Annotated in this window: 14 protein-coding genes; 7 read left to right on the forward strand and 7 right to left on the reverse strand. The window is 45.3% G+C overall.

Translation table 11 applies throughout. The annotated features are described in order from the left end of the window. Positions 1-86 precede the first annotated feature (86 nt). The gene (gene rpmA / locus L5M38_RS04870) at positions 87-341 is read right to left on the reverse strand and encodes a 50S ribosomal protein L27 (RefSeq protein ID WP_006080527.1); all 255 of its coding nucleotides are present in this window, start codon (positions 339-341) and stop codon (positions 87-89) included. 14 nt (positions 342-355) lie between these two features. Further along, positions 356-667 (reverse strand): 50S ribosomal protein L21, encoded by a 312-nt coding sequence (gene rplU / locus L5M38_RS04875; protein WP_006080526.1) that lies wholly within the window; start codon positions 665-667, stop codon positions 356-358. Between the two features lie 272 nt (positions 668-939). Between rplU and ispB the strand changes: the two genes are divergently transcribed. Continuing rightward, the gene (gene ispB, locus L5M38_RS04880) at positions 940-1,911 is read left to right on the forward strand and encodes an octaprenyl diphosphate synthase (protein WP_049821790.1); all 972 of its coding nucleotides are present in this window, start codon (positions 940-942) and stop codon (positions 1,909-1,911) included. An 86-nt stretch (positions 1,912-1,997) separates the two neighbouring features. Here ispB and ung read toward each other — a convergent pair whose 3' ends face one another. Further along, entirely contained in the window at positions 1,998-2,663 is a 666-nt protein-coding gene (gene ung / locus L5M38_RS04885; RefSeq protein ID WP_173496947.1) for a uracil-DNA glycosylase, read from the reverse strand. A 187-nt stretch (positions 2,664-2,850) separates the two neighbouring features. On the opposite strand from ung, the gene L5M38_RS04890 reads away from it, so the two are divergent. Both L5M38_RS04890 and L5M38_RS04895 read left to right on the forward strand, forming a co-directional pair. Beyond that, positions 2,851-3,414 carry a Tfp pilus assembly protein FimT/FimU gene (locus tag L5M38_RS04890; RefSeq protein ID WP_173496946.1) on the forward strand — a complete coding sequence of 188 codons (564 nt, stop codon included), beginning with the start codon at positions 2,851-2,853 and terminating at the stop codon, positions 3,412-3,414. Positions 3,415-3,488: 74 nt separating this feature from the next. Then, positions 3,489-3,809 (forward strand): DUF3144 domain-containing protein, encoded by a 321-nt coding sequence (locus tag L5M38_RS04895; RefSeq protein ID WP_105250001.1) that lies wholly within the window; start codon positions 3,489-3,491, stop codon positions 3,807-3,809. Between the two features lie 92 nt (positions 3,810-3,901). On the opposite strand, the gene L5M38_RS04900 is transcribed toward L5M38_RS04895, so the two are convergent. Then, the gene (locus L5M38_RS04900) at positions 3,902-4,516 is read right to left on the reverse strand and encodes a LysE family translocator (protein WP_105250002.1); all 615 of its coding nucleotides are present in this window, start codon (positions 4,514-4,516) and stop codon (positions 3,902-3,904) included. Positions 4,517-4,792: 276 nt separating this feature from the next. On the opposite strand from L5M38_RS04900, the gene L5M38_RS04905 reads away from it, so the two are divergent. After that, entirely contained in the window at positions 4,793-5,344 is a 552-nt protein-coding gene (locus L5M38_RS04905) for a thioredoxin family protein (RefSeq protein ID WP_263178471.1), read from the forward strand. 141 nt (positions 5,345-5,485) lie between these two features. On the opposite strand, the gene L5M38_RS04910 is transcribed toward L5M38_RS04905, so the two are convergent. Beyond that, on the reverse strand, positions 5,486-8,062 hold the full coding sequence (locus tag L5M38_RS04910) for a TonB-dependent receptor plug domain-containing protein (protein WP_263178520.1): 2,577 nt from the start codon (positions 8,060-8,062) through the stop codon (positions 5,486-5,488). A gap of 369 nt (positions 8,063-8,431) precedes the next feature. Here L5M38_RS04910 and L5M38_RS04915 point away from each other — a divergent pair, with 369 nt between their 5' ends. From L5M38_RS04915 to L5M38_RS04925, 3 genes are all read left to right on the forward strand, one after another. Next, entirely contained in the window at positions 8,432-9,892 is a 1,461-nt protein-coding gene (locus tag L5M38_RS04915; RefSeq protein ID WP_105250005.1) for a sigma-54 interaction domain-containing protein, read from the forward strand. Between the two features lie 173 nt (positions 9,893-10,065). Further along, complete coding sequence (ccoG, locus tag L5M38_RS04920) at positions 10,066-11,538, forward strand: cytochrome c oxidase accessory protein CcoG (RefSeq protein ID WP_263178472.1); 1,473 nt, start codon at positions 10,066-10,068, stop codon at positions 11,536-11,538. A gap of 521 nt (positions 11,539-12,059) precedes the next feature. Next, a complete protein-coding gene (locus L5M38_RS04925) occupies positions 12,060-13,661 on the forward strand; it encodes an AMP-binding protein (protein ID WP_263178473.1) in 1,602 nt (533 codons plus the stop codon). A gap of 97 nt (positions 13,662-13,758) precedes the next feature. On the opposite strand, the gene L5M38_RS04930 is transcribed toward L5M38_RS04925, so the two are convergent. Together L5M38_RS04930 and hutZ are read right to left on the reverse strand one after the other, a co-directional pair. Beyond that, the gene (locus tag L5M38_RS04930; protein WP_263178474.1) at positions 13,759-15,663 is read right to left on the reverse strand and encodes an ABC transporter transmembrane domain-containing protein; all 1,905 of its coding nucleotides are present in this window, start codon (positions 15,661-15,663) and stop codon (positions 13,759-13,761) included. Between the two features lie 218 nt (positions 15,664-15,881). Then, complete coding sequence (gene hutZ, locus L5M38_RS04935) at positions 15,882-16,439, reverse strand: heme utilization protein HutZ (protein ID WP_263178475.1); 558 nt, start codon at positions 16,437-16,439, stop codon at positions 15,882-15,884. Positions 16,440-16,458 lie beyond the last annotated feature (19 nt).

The following is a 16,458-nucleotide window of genomic DNA, read 5'->3' on the forward strand; positions in this document are numbered from 1 at the left end:
AGCATCTACACGGCGTAAATAGAAGCACAAAAAACAGAAAGCCCCACCAATGGCGGGGCTTTAACAGTATAAGCTAGGTTCGAAAGTTAAGCTTCGATGCTAATAAACTTACGGTTATTAGCGCCTTTAACTTCGAATTTAACTTTACCGTCAGTCAGAGCAAACAGAGTATGGTCACGACCAATACCTACGTTTACACCAGCGTGGAATTTAGTACCACGTTGACGAACAATAATGTTACCAGCTAGAACTGATTCACCGCCAAAGCGCTTAACACCTAGACGTTTACTTTCTGAATCGCGGCCGTTACGAGTAGAACCGCCAGCTTTTTTATGTGCCATGAGTTAGACTCCTATTATGCGTTGATAGCAGTAATTTTAACTTCAGTGAACCACTGACGGTGGCCCATTTTCTTGTCGTGGTGCTTACGACGACGGAACTTAACGATAGTAACTTTATCGCCACGACCGTGACTTACAACTTCAGCAACGACTTTACCGCCAGCTACTAAAGGAGCACCAACATGCACTGTTTCGCCATCAGCGATCAAAAGAACTTGATCGAACTCGATAGTTTCGCCAGTTGCAACTTCTAACTTTTCTAAACGTACTGTGTGGCCTTCAGCTACACGGTGTTGTTTACCACCACTTTGAAAAACAGCGTACATAGCTATTTTACTCCAATTCCTAACACGCGGGCTCATTCTTGGATGAGGCAGGGTGCTACAAAAACTTTATTGACAATGGGCGCGGAGTTTACGCGAAGAATCCAACTCTGGCAAGCCCTAATTAGGAAAGAATAAAAAAAGACCGGATTAACTCTCACATTAGTTGAGCTAGTGCTGTCATATGTCAGAATTTTAGGTAAAATTCATTTCATTATAACACGTGAGCCTAAACAGGGGCCGGGTACGTAATGACCCCACAACCAGAGTCTATTATGGATTTAAACGCTATTCGTCAACTGGCTGACACTGATATGCAAGCAGTCAATCAGCTGATATATAAACAGCTTGAATCAGATGTCGCCCTAATTAATCAATTAGGTTTTTACATTATTAATGGTGGTGGTAAACGTCTTCGTCCTCTGCTGTCGGTTTTAGCCGCACGTGCGGTGAGCTACGAAGGCGAAGCACATCTTAAGCTAGCGGCGATTATTGAGTTTATCCATACAGCCTCATTGCTCCATGATGATGTCGTTGATGAATCGACGTTACGCCGCGGACGAGAAACCGCCAATGCACTGTTTGGCAATAGTGCCAGTGTGCTAGTCGGGGATTTCCTTTATACCCGCTCATTCCAGATGATGACCGAACTTGACAACATGAAAGTGCTCAGAGTGTTAGCTGATACGACTAACGTGTTGGCCGAGGGCGAAGTCTTACAGCTAATGAATTGCAATGACCCTGACACCACTGAAGAAAGCTATATGCGGGTCATTTATTGCAAAACAGCCAAGTTATTTGAAGCCGCTACGCTACTCGCGGGCGTGCTAGCAGGTGCAACGCCTGAGCAAGAAACCGCCTTAGGCAACTATGGTAAGTATCTCGGCACCGCCTTTCAGCTCACCGACGACTTACTCGACTATACCGCCGACAGTGACGAGCTAGGAAAGAATATTGGCGATGACCTTGCCGAAGGTAAACCGACTCTGCCACTCATCTATGCCATTGCCCATGGCACAGACGAAGAGAAACAGCTCATACGTCAAGCAATTGAGCAAGGTGATGGTACTCAGGCCATAGATAAAATCGTAGCAGCACTGCACCATTGCGGCGCGTTAAACTACACCCAACAAAAAGCAATTGAAGAATCAGAGAAAGCCATCGCGGCATTATCTGCTTTACCCGATAGCGACTATAAGCAAGCCTTAGTAACGCTAGCTAAGATTTCGGTCGACAGAAACCACTGATTGCTAACTAAATGTAGTTTCACCCCAAAAAAATAAAGGTCTTACTCAGTAAGACCTTTTTTATTGCTTTAACCGCAATCCTAAAATCAAACCTGCCAAAGGATCAGCGTTTCGCCTCGCTCAAGCAATAATTGATTCACTTGAGAGAAATGCCCACAACCAAAAAAACCGCGATAAGCCGATAAAGGTGAAGGATGTGGTCCTGTGAGCACTTGATGTTGCGGTGCGTTAACGACTTGGCCCTTTTTAATGGCATGACTGCCCCAAAGCACGAAAATAATCGGCTGGGTCTGCCGATTTAATAATTCCAGCACCGCAGTCGTAAAGACTTCCCACCCGGCTTTGGCATGGGAATGCGCCTTGCCTTGCTCAACGGTCAGCACAGTATTGAGCATCAGTATCCCCTGCTCCGCCCATGCAGATAAATCACCATGGGATGGCACAACAAAACCTTCAATATCCGTCGCTAATTCTTTGTACATATTGGCTAAAGATGGCGGTGGTTTTATCCCGCGTTTAACCGAAAAACATAAACCATGGGCTTGATCTGGGCCGTGATAGGGATCTTGGCCAATCAAAACCACTCTGACTTGTTCAAGGGGCGTCATACTAAAAGCATTGAAAACATCAGCCTCAGATGGATAAACCACTTTCCCAGCCCTGCGTTCATTATCAACAAATGCGCTTAGTTGCTGAAAATAAGGCAAAGCTCTTTGCTCATCGATAAATGTTTGCCATGTCGCCTGAGTCACTATTTTACTTCCTCAATTCTATAATCGGGTTAGCTTAAAAGTCCTGTAGTAGTATGGCAAGTTTACAGACCTTACCTGCCGCTAAGTAATACCACTAAACCTGCTAGGTCTCACGTTAAGACTTTCAATTTAAAACATTCGAAATTAAGTGATATAGTGCGCCCATTCTCGCACACTCTGATACGTAATGATGATCCAACATTCTGATAAATCAATTCAAAGACATCAAACGGGTTTCACCTTAATTGAACTTGTGGTGGTCATCATAGTGCTCGGTATTTTAGCCGTAGTGGCCCTGCCAAAATTTATCAATGTGCAACAAGATGCGCAAATTGCAACCGTTAAAGCGGCAGGCGGAAGCTTTAAATCAGCCATCAATCTGGCACGTTCCGTATGGGCTGTAAAAGTGGGCTCAGGTCCAAAAGAGGATTTACCCGTATTTGGTACGGCACAATCCGAACAAATAGATTTCAACGCCTTCGGTTGGCCAGCACAACACTATATCCATGGCAATGAGGCCTCTCCGGCACTCGATAATGTTGAAGACTGTATATCGGTATGGGAAGTATTATTTCAAAATGCCCAGCCGAGTGTCTCGCGCTTGAATATTGATGCGACTGAAACCGACTATAAAGCCAGTTATACCGATCCTGGCCAGTGCACTTATTTGTATCGAACAAACGATAAACTGTCGATTAATTATGACTCCCACACAGGAGTCGTCATTACCGACACAGATCCCAATAGTTAATGCCTGACGATTCCTTCTTACACCAATTAAGTTAGAATCGAACTTTAATCTGTTACTTTTTTAGAGTGAACGCCATGACCGACACGAGCAGCACCACCATTTACGAACTTGCCGATCAGTTTATTGCCTTAGCCAATCAGCTAAGCCAACAAGAAGCAGATGTAGGTAAAGTTGGCACAGCACTCCGTTTTGCCGCAGCACGTTTTAATGCCTTCGAAGCCGCGATTAAATCAGCGGATCTCGGTGCAGAAAAAGAGAGCGCATTAGAATGGTTTAGCAGTGAATTCAAAGAAATGCTGAGTGACAACTTAGACGACCACATTGCCAACCCACCCATTATCCAAGAAAGTGTGGCAGAAGAAGCTGATAATTCTGTGCAAATGTTTAAAGGCTAATCACGCCTTAATTTAAATGCATAGCCATAAACAAACACGCCATCGATTGATGGCGTGTTTGTTATTTAAAACCAATAATTTTAGATAGATAACTAAAGCGTGTACACCACACGGATCGCCAGCAATATCAATACTACGCCGGATAACTTATCAATTAACCCCGCTTTTTCTCTCAACTTAGGCAACACACTCGAGTGGGATAGCAATAAGGCTATCAAGGTGTACCAAAGACCATCGACCACTAACGGTGTAAAAACAATTAATGCTTTAGCCGTCATGCTGTCGGCGACCATCACAAATTGGCTGAATAACGCAAGAAAAAATAGCATTATCTTAGGGTTGAATAAAGAAATAGCGATACCATCACGGGCTGCGGTTAAGGTATCTGTCGCCTCCCCTGCAGCCAATTTAGCTTGCATACCTCCATTAGAACGCAGCGCTTGAACTCCCATCCAAGCAAGGTATAAGGCACCGAGAATCGCAATGCCATTAAAGACTAAGGGCGCCTTTTTAAGAACTACGGCTAAGCCCAGTAACGTCACCAGCGCATAGATCCCAATCCCTATCGAGTGTGCCCAAGCACAGACGATCCCCTTTCCCCGCCCACCACCTAAAGTATGACGTACTACCATAGTCAAACTTGGGCCCGGCGACATAGCCCCCAAACAACAAATAGCCAATAAACCTAACCAAGTACTCCAACTCATTGATGACACCTTTCGCCGAATAAAAAAGCCCACTGCTGGGCCTTAAACTTGCTTGCCATTCTAGCATCGCGCCATCAAGGCGTTAACGCTAATAAATCCATTTTCAATAAATGAACAGTCATTTAAGAGAACCCCAAACGCGATAATCCCATAAATTCACACTGATTTAAGCCGTTAACCGCTAAGATTAGCGCTAACCTAATCTTTATAGCCAAACCTTAATACCTAAGCCTTCATCGCAATCACCACAAAGGCGATTCTCAATCAGGACATTTTATGAACACTATAACGCTGATCAGTATTTTTATTCTTTGCCTATTAATAGGTGCGATCTTATTACTGCTTTGGCAAAGACAAAAAGGTAAAACCATACCGCTGACGGTGATTTTTGTGCTGGGATTTTTCGCCTTAGGACTCAGTGCTATTATTGGATTTGTGCACAAAAGCGAGGATTACCAAGCCTATCAAAAACTACAATGGCACACCTTAGCCCCAGAGAAAATCGCGCCTCTGGTTGCCCAAGGCTATACCGTCTTTGTCGATATTACCTCTGATTGGTGCACCATCTGCCAAACGAATAAAGCGGAAGTCACCCACAGGGAGCAAATTGTAAATGCCTTGATGGCCGACAATATCATTCTGATGCAAGGAAACTGGAGTGAGGCGAATAAAACGATTGAAACCTATATGCGCCACGAAGGAGTCCCCGGCACGCCCTACAATAAAATTTATGGTCCAAGCGCCCCCAATGGAATTCTCTTGCCGTCAAAACTCAGTATGAGTGATGTGTTAAATGGTTTAGTTACCGCGCAAACGAATCGTAACTAAGCACTAAACTATATTTAGGACGAGTCAAATACGAATAAAAAAGGCTGCATTGCAGCCTTTTTGCTTACTTCACTTCTATTTATAAAAGCCAAATTTCTTGAAAGGTGGGTTAGAAATCGCTTCTATAAATTGGCTTACTCATTAAAAACGGTAATTCACTCGACCATAGTAGAAACCGCCGTTGTAATCGAATGGCCCACTTTCATAGTAAACGCCACCGAGTTCACCCAAGGTCCCTTCTTTCAGCTTTTGCGCTTCTTGATCAAATAGATTATTAGCCCCCACCGCCAGGGTTAAGCCATCAAGTAATTGATAGCTCATTTCAAGATCGACGGTCACTGCAGCATCAGCCATTTCAGAGCCCCAGTCAGAGGTATCATCAGCGTGAGTCGCATAGTACTCACCAAAATAGTTACCACGCAGTGACAGGGTTAACTTGTCCCAAGACTGTGCCCAAGTTAAGGTGGCACGGTGCGCTGGGATACCATCTTCTAATCGACGAACTTTACCCGCATCGGTCGTTTTAAGATCAAACTTATCAACGCTGGTATCGGTCCAACCATAGGCAAGACTGAATTTAGCATTACCCGACAGGATTTCTGCATCATAGGAGGCGACGATGTCGATACCTTGAGTCGTAGTATCAAAGTCATTGGTGTAATAGCTCACACCTTGGATCAACTCAGGGAACTCAACCCCAGCGGCACGTAAAGCATCATAATCTTTAGCCTCAACATCAATCTTACTCGACTGTGCAATACGGCCCTCAACGGCAATATTGTAGTAGTCGACCGTTAAGAAGAAGCTTTCGTACTCATATACAGCACCAATCGCATAACTAATCGACTCTTCAGGCTTTAATACTTCACCACCGTAAAATGCCGCAAGCGGATCGGTTGGTGGCGCAATAAAGGTCTGGATCAGTTCACCATCGATGATCGATGTCTGGGTATTCACCACGTTTTCTTGGCCAACCGTTGGTGCACGAAAGCCGGTGCTGTGTGATGCGCGGAACGACAATTCATCCGTTGCAGAATACTGCAACGTCAATTTGTAATTTAACGTATCACCAAAGGTTGAAAAGTCTTCGTAGCGCAGTGCTAAACCGAGTAACCAGTCATCACTTAAATAAGCTTCTAAATCAGTATAAATACCTATGTTATGACGTGAGTTTTTACCCGCAGACTCTGGGCCAAAGCCTTTAAAACCATGCGCACCAATGTTGAAACCTTGACTAGCATAAGGGCCAGCAATCCACGAGGCTTCATCACCTTGAGAAATCTCAAACGACTCATTTCGCCATTCAAAACCAGAAGCAAAACTAATGTCTTCAATGCCTCCTAAGGTTATGAAGCGCGAGAAATCGAGGTTAACGGTAGTTTCAACTTGCTCATAAGCCCCCGTATCAAAATCGGTCGGGGTATCTAATCCCAGTGATGGATTCAACGAATTTTTAAGACCAAAACTGGCTTTGTTCGCCCCAGTACCGGCACTGAAATCATAATTCCATTCACCGATATCGCCTTTTACACCTGCGAAGAAGGACATATCTTCAATGGTACCGGTGAACTGCGGCGTATAGCCACCTGGAAATATCTGGTTCATAGCAAAGCAATTTGGGTCGGCAACCATCGCCTTGTATGCATCAGTGTCGAGTACGTTGCCGTCACTTCCATCAGCATTTTTAGGGATAGGTACGAGTCCACATGTTGATGGATCACCATTTACCGCGCCCACGAGTAAGTTCTGACCACCATCATTGGAATACACATTGCTACGATTTTGCGGGTAACGATAATAGAAGCCTCCCACGGCATCGCGGGATGACAGGTTACCAAAGGCATAGGCATGCATATTGGCATTAATGTCTAAGCCTGAGTTGATGAACACTGAATAGTCATCATTAATTTCAGGATTACCCCACACTTGAGCGGGGTCATTAATCGCGGTATTACCCTGCTCGGCTAAGTTAGCCGCATCAGGACGCTGCACACTACGGCTAGTGGAGTCAGCATTTTTATACTGGAAGCTCAAATTGACGAAGCCATTTTCAGTCACAGGTAAACCGACATCACCTTCGACCGTAGTCGTAGCACCATCACCCTCGTAATATTCTCCTTGGGTCACAGTGATAGAACCACCCTCGGAATTATCTTTTAAAACAAAGTTCATGACTCCTGCAATCGCATCCGATCCATACTGCGCTGCTGCGCCGTCGCGCAACACTTCAACTTGCTTTAATGCAGAACCAGGAATAACTGAGATATCAGGACCTTGAGCGCCATCGTTAATACCACCACCTTGGAACGCAATCACAGATGCACGGTGACGACGCTTACCGTTGACTAGCACTAGCGTACTGTCTGATGGCAAACCCCGTAAATTAACGGGACGAACTAAGGTTGCTGCATCACTAATAGGTTGAGCGCGTGAGTTAAACGATGGCACCGAAGTCACTAACATATCAATCATGTCAGTTGAGCCATTTTTTTTAAGGTCGTCACTACTAATAATATCAATAGGAACGGGAGAATCGCCGATTGAGCGTGGCGCAGCACGGGACCCTACAACTGCAATTTTTTCAACGTTCTCATTTTTAACAGCCGTCTCATCTTCTTCTGCTATTGCCTGCGGACTGATTAAACTACCAGACAAGGCTAGAGTAATCGCCAAACTCACTGCACTTAATCCAAACTTCTGCTTCTTTGAGGTCATCATATTCATCCCAACTGCTTATTATTTTTAGAATACCTGACCTGCTTTGTGCGATTCTCGTCCCTAAACCTTGCTACCACGGCCAACACAAAATCACATTGCACAAACATTTTTATAACATAAATTAAACAATATCCAATGTTAAATCAGACTTTTGAATGAATATTAGTAATTTATCTTTTATATCAATTCCTTAGGTGAAAATATTTTTTAGAGGATGGCATCAAGTAAAATGTATTCGAACGGCAAAAAGTGTGAGCAGAAAAATCACCAAAGAAAAAATGCTTAAAGGGCATAATCAAAAACACGATATATCGCGTCACAGTACTTAAGGTATACTCAGAAAATACCGCCAAAACCAGAGTAAGACAGATGACCAATAAGATTTCAGTCAATAATGAAAAATCGATAGATAAGCATTTCTTACCGGAAAACCAGTTATTGCTCAACGCTGTCGGCGAAGGTATTTATGGATTTGATTTAAGCGGTAATGCGGTGTTTATCAATCCGGCAGCCGAACGCATGACGGGTTGGAAGAATGAAGAGCTACTCGGTAAAAACATCCATAACTGTCATCATCACAGCCATGCAGATGGCAGTCATTATCCCCAAGAGGATTGTCCAATTTACAACACCTTAAAGGATGGGATCACCCGAGAAATCACTCACGATGTATTTTGGCGTAAAGATGGCAGTAGCTTCCCCGTTCATTACAGTTCCACCCCTGTTTACCGTGACAATCAACTGATTGGCGTAGTCGCGATATTTCGTGATATTAGTATTCAAAAACAAACAGAGCAGTCATTACGCCAAGCCCTAGCTCAAGTACAAGCACTCTCGGAGCGACTCGCCTCTGAAAATCATTATCTACAGGCAGAGTTGGCAGACAAAACGGGTGATGTGGATATTTCGGGTGCCAGTACAGTGATCCGCCATATGATCCAGCAATTGCACATGGTGGCCAATACCGACAGTACTGTGCTCATTTGTGGTGAAAATGGCACAGGAAAAGAACTCGTTGCCCGTAACTTACATCAGCTCAGTCGCCGCAAAGATAAACCCATGATCAGTGTCAACTGTGCCGCGTTTTCGGCATCTTTACTAGAAAGTGAACTCTTTGGTCACGAGAAGGGGGCATTTACTGGCGCCACGAGCCGCCGTAAAGGTCGCTTCGAACTTGCTCATCAAGGCACACTGTTCCTCGACGAAGTCGCTGAGCTCAGTTTAGAAGCCCAATCAAAGCTACTGCGAGTCATCCAAGAACAATCCTTCGAACGTCTCGGTGGCAGCGAAACCATTCAAGTGGATATTCGCTTAGTCGCCGCCAGTCACCACGATTTACTCAAGCGAGTCGAACAGGGATTATTTAGGATGGATCTCTATTACCGTTTGAATGTATTCCCTATTCAAGTACCACCACTGCGCGCAAGAATCGAAGATATTCCCGAACTCGTCAGCCATATTCTGCACAACTTGAATCGTAAGCTAGGTAAAAAAATCCGTGGAGTGAGCCAAAAGGGGCTACAAAAACTCATGGCTTATACTTGGCCCGGCAATGTGCGCGAACTGCAAAATATCCTCGAACGCGAAGCCATTCTATCCCAAGGAGATATTCTGCAGATCCACGCTATGCCGAGCAATAATCCCTTAGCTCAAACCCAAGGGCAAACCTTAGCAGAAGCGGAAGCGCTGCATATAGAACAAACCCTTAAGCGCTTAAACTGGCGCATATCCGGCCCACTCGGCGCAGCGAATGTCCTCGGTGTGCCCGCAAGTACACTGAGATCGCGAATGAAAAAACTGGGGATCCAGCGTCAATCGAGTGAAATCTAATTCAAAACGAGCACACTAAAAACACGATATATCGCCAATGTGTGATATATCGTGATCCGTATCTGGTTCCAATCACAAAATAATTATAAATATCATGATGTTGAGCCAATTAAAACTTGGCCTAGCGCTTGCTATTAGGGAGGCGAATCTTATTTAAGCCGTTAGGACCCTTTATGCCCAAGAGCGAAGTTACCCCAAATTCTCCAAGTGTAAATAAGAGTGTGGGCGCGAAACCTGCCTCAGTAGAGCTACACATTCCGGTTAAAAATCTCTCTACTGAAACCGCAGCAAAGAGTCGTCTCCCCTCTGGCAATATCCATTTCCGTGAGCAAAAAGGTGATTTTCAGCGCCTGCGAACCATGATGAATAGCCTATTGATCGTGATGTTTTTCGCCCTGCCGTTTATCTCTATTGATGGCCGCCAAGCAATACTGTTAGATATCAGCCAACAACAGTTTTTTTTCTTTGGTATCACGCTCTGGCCACAGGACTTTACCTTGCTGGCATGGATTTTTATCGCCGCCGCCTTCGGTCTGTTTTTCATTACCGTATTTTGGGGCCGTGTTTGGTGCGGTTACCTTTGCCCACAAACGGCGTGGACCTTTATCTATGTGTGGATAGAAACGCGCATCGAAGGCAGCAGTAATAAACGTAAGCAGCTCGACAAAGCCCCTTGGACTAGCAGTAAAATCGGTAAAAGAAGTGCAAAACACTTACTTTGGGGTCTAACAGCTCTGCTCACTGGCTGTGGTTTTATCGGTTATTTTATTCCCGCCCGCGAACTTTATGCGGACATCTTGACAGGTAATGCCAGCTTCTGGGTGACAAGCTGGGTGTGGTTTTTCGCCATTTGTACTTATCTCAATGCGGGCTGGATGCGCGAGCAAATGTGCTTACATTGCTGCCCCTATTCACGTTTCCAAGCTGTGATGTTTGATGCCAACACTAAAACCGTGACCTATGATGCACAGCGCGGTGAAGCCCGTGGCCCTCGCAAACGTAAACAAGAGAACAATCAAGATAACCATACTTTAGGTGACTGTGTTGACTGTAATTTGTGTGTCGAAGTTTGCCCGACAGGGATAGATATTCGTAACGGCTTGCAATATGAGTGCATTAACTGTGGCGCCTGTGTCGATGCCTGTAATGAGACTATGTTGAAGTTCGATTACAAGCAGAATCTTATCGGCTATATGAGTGAAAATGATCTTAAGGGAGTGAATTACTCCTATTGGCGCTCGCCGCGTTTCTTAGGCTACGGTGCAGCGGTCATTATCATGTTTATCGTCATAGGGTTAGACTTAAATAGCCGCAGCGAGATCCAGCTTAACGTGATCCGTGATCGTCAAAGCTTGTACCGTGAAACCTCGGATAATAAAGTTGAAAATACCTATCAGCTGAAGATCCGCAACAAGACACAAGATACTAAGCAATATCAACTCGCCGTCGACAGTGAAATGCCCTTTAGCTTGATTGCCGATCCTATTATTACCTTGGCAGCGGGTGAACAAGTGGACTATCCCGTCACAGTATTAGCCGATAAGGATGCCATCCCCTCGGGGCGCAAAATGATCCAATTCTCGGTGACGGATGTTAAACAGCCAACACAACAAGTAAGCCAAGAAACCGGATTCTTCAGTCCTTAGCACTAAGCTTTTAGCGCTTAATATGAGTTACCGTAACATTGGTCATCATCACATTAACTAGCCAATCGGCGCTTGAGGAATCAACTCAAGCGCCGGTTAAAGGCAGATATTCATCCCCAAAGACAACCAGATCTTTAACGTCTCATACATCGGAATTAAACCTTAAACGCCTACAAAGCTGAAAATTTCCCCGTTAAACGGCGCATAGACAAAGCAAATTGAGCACATTTAATCTTAATCCTTAGAAACATAACGGTTACAAATTTTAAATTGTCTTTCCTTCAACTCTTATTTAGGTTTTGTGGTTCATTGGATAACTAAGCTTCTAAAATAACTAAGCTATAGTTAAGCACTCAGCTTTAGAGTAAAAATACTATTTGTTACATAAAGATACCGTTATTGGCATAAAGATGTTTTTCGCGATAAGCATTGACCTCTAGTGCTAACACCCTCTAATCTAAACACCTGTTTAACTCCAAAATAATAACAACTAATAAACATCATCTTTGAGGTAGTTCAGCATGGCATACGATCAAGACTCTCAACTCAAACTAAACTACTCATCACTGGTCGATCTGATCGAGAAAACCAGCCTGCGTTACGGTGATAAACCCGCCTATGCCTGTCTCGGTAAAACCAGCAGTTTTAACGAGATAGAACGCGATTCTCGTTACTTTGCCGCCTATTTACAAAATAAGACCACACTCAAACCGGGCGATCGCATCGCCATTCAATTGCCTAATATCACCCAATTTGTCATCGCGGCCTACGGCGCAATCAGGGCTGGGCTTATCTTAGTTAACACTAATCCCCTATATACCGAGCGTGAGCTCATCCATCAGTTCAATGATTCTGGTGCCAAAGCGATCGTGGTGTTATCCGATCTATTACCGACCTTAGCCAAAGTCATCGACAGCACCAAAATAGAATATGTCATTTCAACCCACCCTTTAGATTTGATCGATCCGCACGTACAGCCTAAGACAGGCCTGAAGAATGTGGAGTTTTGCCAAATTTTAAAACAAGGCGCAGAGCTCCCCTTTAGCCGATTTATCTCAAATCTCGACGACCTCTCGGCGTTGCAATATACGGGCGGCACCACTGGATTATCTAAAGGTGCCATGTTGACCCACGGCAATATGCTCGCTAATGCGGCGCAGGTAAAATCCCGCATCGCGAGCGTGATCACCGAAGGGGAAGATATCTTCGTTGCACCGCTACCGATTTACCATATTTATGCATTTATGGTGAACTTAGTGCTGTATTTCGAGTGTGGCGGCTGCTCGGTATTAATTCCAAATCCACGGGATATTAGTGGCTTAATTAAGACACTCGCCAAATATCCCTTCACTGGATTTGCAGGACTCAATACTCTGTTTGTCGCCCTATGCCATCAACCCGAGTTTAAAGCACTCGACTTTAGCCATTTAAAAATCACCATCTCGGGCGGCACAGCACTGACGGCCGCGGCGGCCAACATTTGGCAACAGACGACAGGCAACATGATCAGTGAAGGTTATGGGCTATCTGAAACTTCGCCAGTGATTTCACTCAATGCACCTGGTTATCAAAAACTAGGCACTATTGGTAAACCTGTGATTGGCACTGAGGTTAAACTCTTAGATGAAAACGACATTGAAGTGCCCTTAGGTAAGGCCGGAGAATTAGCCGCACGCGGCCCACAAGTCATGCGGGGATATTGGAATAATCCGCAGGAAACCGCCAATACTATGACTCAAGATGGCTTCTTCAAAACTGGGGATATTGCCATAGCAACAGCGGAAGGTTTCCACCAAATAGTTGATCGTAAAAAAGATATGATCATAGTCTCAGGTTTTAATGTCTATCCCAACGAGGTGGAAAACGTGCTGGCGAGCCATCCAAGTGTGATCGAATGCGCCGTGGTGGGAGTAAAAGATGAACACTCGGGCGAAGCGGTTAAAGCCTTTATCGTGCTTAAGGATGATAGCCAAGATCATCAACAGGCTAAAGAGGCCATTCTAACCTATTGCCGCGAGCAGTTAACCGCCTATAAATTGCCAAAAATCATTGAATTTATGGCGCAATTACCTAAAAGTACCGTCGGCAAAATTCTGCGCCGCGAGCTAAAAGATAAAGCTTAAAAACCGCATTTAAAGGCAAAGCTAAGAAACAAAAACACAATAAAAGACCCAGTAAGCTAGCCTGAGCATTTCAGCTAGCAACTGGGTTTTATTTTACCTAAATGGTCTCATTCAAGGCGCTGGCATTGGCCTCTTCGGTTAACAATTGCAGACTGGCAAATTCACGATATAACGCATTAGATTGCATTAACTCTTGATGGCGACCGCAGGCGACAACCTCACCCTTATCAAATACAAAAATCCTATCAGCATTAATTACCGTCGATAGACGGTGAGCAATAATCAAAGTCGTTTTACCCGCCATCAATACGTCTAACGCTTGCTTCACTTTCTGCTCGCTCACCGCATCTAAGGCACTGGTCGCTTCATCGAGTAACAATATCGGTCTGTCGGCTAAAATCGCCCGCGCAATGGCAATACGTTGTTTTTGTCCACCAGAAAGCCGCACGCCACGCTCGCCTAAATAGGTTTGATAACCTTCAGTAAACTCGCTAATAAACTCGTGGGCACGTGCTGCAATACAGGCATCTATCACTTCTTGCTCGGTGGCATCGACTCGACCATAACGCACGTTTTCAAGTACGCTAGTCGCAAAAATCACCGAGTCCTGCGGCACTAGAGCAAACTGCGACCGCAACTCCTGCGGAAGAAGATTGGCAATATCAATACCTTCCAGTCGAATACTGCCAGCGCTAGGCACATAAAAGCGTTGCAATAACTGGAACAAGGTACTTTTACCCGCGCCACTTGGCCCGACTAAGGCAACCCGCTCACCCGCGGCAATAGCCATATTGAGCTGTTTTAGCACTAAGGCATCATGCTCTGGATAGGCAAAATTGAGCCCTTCAATCATTAACTCGCCACTGACCTTGGCGGGCAAAGTCACAGGATGAGTTGCAACGGGAATATCCACTTGTGTTTCAGCCAGTTCGATTAAACGTTCGGCGGCGCCAGAAGCCCGCTGAATTTCGCCTATCACTTCGCTAATGGTCGCCACTGCGCCCGCAACCATCACAGCGTAAAACATAAAGGCAGATAACTCACCGCCCGTCATCTTACCCGCCATCACATCGTGGGCACCGACCCAAGTCACCATAGCAATTGCGGCGATACTTAAAAACATCACGGTTGAGATCAATAAGGCACGGTAACGGATCCGGCCACTGGCCGCAGACATGACATCTTCGACGCGGCGATTGAACAAGCTACGGTCTTTATCTTCATGCCCATAGGCTTGTACCGTATGAATTTCATGAAGTGTTTCATCAACATAAGCGCCGAGATCAGCAACCCTATCTTGGCTTTCCCGTGCTAACACACGTACTTTGCGACCAAAAAAGATCACCGGCCCTAACACTAAGGGCACCGCCAACAACACCAGCAATGTCATCTTAACGCTAGTGATACCCATCATGACTAAACCACCAAGAACTGTTACGCTAGAGCGCAGCGCCATGGAAAGACTTGAACCCACCACAGTTTGTAGCAAAGTAGAATCGGCGGTAAAACGGGAGATCACTTCGCCGGTGCGTACCTTAGCGTAAAAGGCGGGAGAGAGTTTAAGCAGTTGATTGTAAACCGTTAGACGAATATCGGCGCTGACCCGCTCGCCAAGCCAAGTCATCAAATAGAAGCGGCAAAACACCGCTGTGCCACTGACGGCGGTAATTCCGAGCACTAACAGTATGATTTCATTCAGCCGCTGCGCATTATCCCTTACAAAGCCTTCATCGACCATCAAGCGCACACCTTGGCCCAATGATAACCAAGCGAGCGACCCTATCATCAAGCAGATAATCGCCGCGACAACTTTCAGTTTGTAGGGTTTAAGAAAACCCATAATCCAAGGCAATACCGATCTTTGCTGCGCCGAGGTCAGTTTGGCCTTTGATGTATCAGCGCTTGATGTGGGCGTGACTGGAATTAACTTTTCGGGCAATGGCTCAGCCCCCGCTTTAATGGGTTCAGATGATTTGGCGAGTTCGTGTGTCGGCTCGGTCACGGGTGGCATCCTTGAGGTAGGTAAGGCAATTCAAATATAACATCAGCATGAATGGGATCATCTGCAACCGTTAACCGCGCAGCATTACTTAAAGCATATAAGTGAGATGCTACCTCTTGCAGTGGAATTCAAGGGCTGTGTGGTTTTACTCAAGAGAAAAGCATAAAACAAACCCGCAGCGAGTGCGGGTTTGTTTTATTACAATAGCTTAGCGCGGCTTAAGCGACTTGCTTGTTTTCCGGCGTTTTTGGCGTGCCGTGGTGGCCATCGCGCTTCCAATCCACATCTAACAACTCTGCGCCGCTCAGGCTAAATGCTTGGCCAAAACCTTTGACGTAAAGACCCTGATGGGGCGCGAGCTTGTATAAGTTAAAATCGGTTAATGCCGCAAGGTTATCGGACATTTCGCCAAAACGGGCCGACAACACACCAACACCTTTACTGAAGGCGGGCGTATCGCGGGGTACTGCCTCGGCAATCGCATCGAAGGTTAAACGCTTGCGGGCAAAAACCGATTTGGCCGCAGTTTCGTCTTCAACTAACATCACAGAGACCTTAGATGATTGCTTTAAATTATGACCGTGACGGGCTAAGTCACTCACCAAAATATAAAAACCATCATCTGCCAGTGCGAAGGGCGCATAGCTCGCATTCGGCTGGCCATCTGTACCAATGGTGGCCAGTTGTAAGGTCTCGCGCTGCTGTTTAAAGGCTTCGATTTCGGGTAAGAGTTTGTCTCTTAGACGCTGTTCTTGTTCGGTAATTTCAGGCTTCATTTGCTGTTTTCCTTAATAC

This window comes from Shewanella sp. SM101 (assembly GCF_025654465.1).
Classification (GTDB): domain Bacteria; phylum Pseudomonadota; class Gammaproteobacteria; order Enterobacterales; family Shewanellaceae; genus Shewanella; species Shewanella oncorhynchi.

Excerpts from the sequence above, each read along its gene's own strand:
- L5M38_RS04905 (WP_263178471.1), top strand. The coding sequence starts at position 4,793 with ATGAACACTATAACGCTGATCAGTATTTTTATTCTTTGCCTATTAATA.
- rpmA (WP_006080527.1), bottom strand. The coding sequence starts at position 341 with ATGGCACATAAAAAAGCTGGCGGTTCTACTCGTAACGGCCGCGATTCA.
- L5M38_RS04895 (WP_105250001.1), top strand. The coding sequence starts at position 3,489 with ATGACCGACACGAGCAGCACCACCATTTACGAACTTGCCGATCAGTTT.
- L5M38_RS04910 (WP_263178520.1), bottom strand. The coding sequence starts at position 8,062 with ATGATGACCTCAAAGAAGCAGAAGTTTGGATTAAGTGCAGTGAGTTTG.
- ispB (WP_049821790.1), top strand. The coding sequence starts at position 940 with ATGGATTTAAACGCTATTCGTCAACTGGCTGACACTGATATGCAAGCA.
- L5M38_RS04925 (WP_263178473.1), top strand. The coding sequence starts at position 12,060 with ATGGCATACGATCAAGACTCTCAACTCAAACTAAACTACTCATCACTG.
- hutZ (WP_263178475.1), bottom strand. The coding sequence starts at position 16,439 with ATGAAGCCTGAAATTACCGAACAAGAACAGCGTCTAAGAGACAAACTC.
- L5M38_RS04890 (WP_173496946.1), top strand. The coding sequence starts at position 2,851 with ATGATGATCCAACATTCTGATAAATCAATTCAAAGACATCAAACGGGT.
- rplU (WP_006080526.1), bottom strand. The coding sequence starts at position 667 with ATGTACGCTGTTTTTCAAAGTGGTGGTAAACAACACCGTGTAGCTGAA.
- ccoG (WP_263178472.1), top strand. The coding sequence starts at position 10,066 with ATGCCCAAGAGCGAAGTTACCCCAAATTCTCCAAGTGTAAATAAGAGT.
- L5M38_RS04915 (WP_105250005.1), top strand. The coding sequence starts at position 8,432 with ATGACCAATAAGATTTCAGTCAATAATGAAAAATCGATAGATAAGCAT.
- L5M38_RS04900 (WP_105250002.1), bottom strand. The coding sequence starts at position 4,516 with ATGAGTTGGAGTACTTGGTTAGGTTTATTGGCTATTTGTTGTTTGGGG.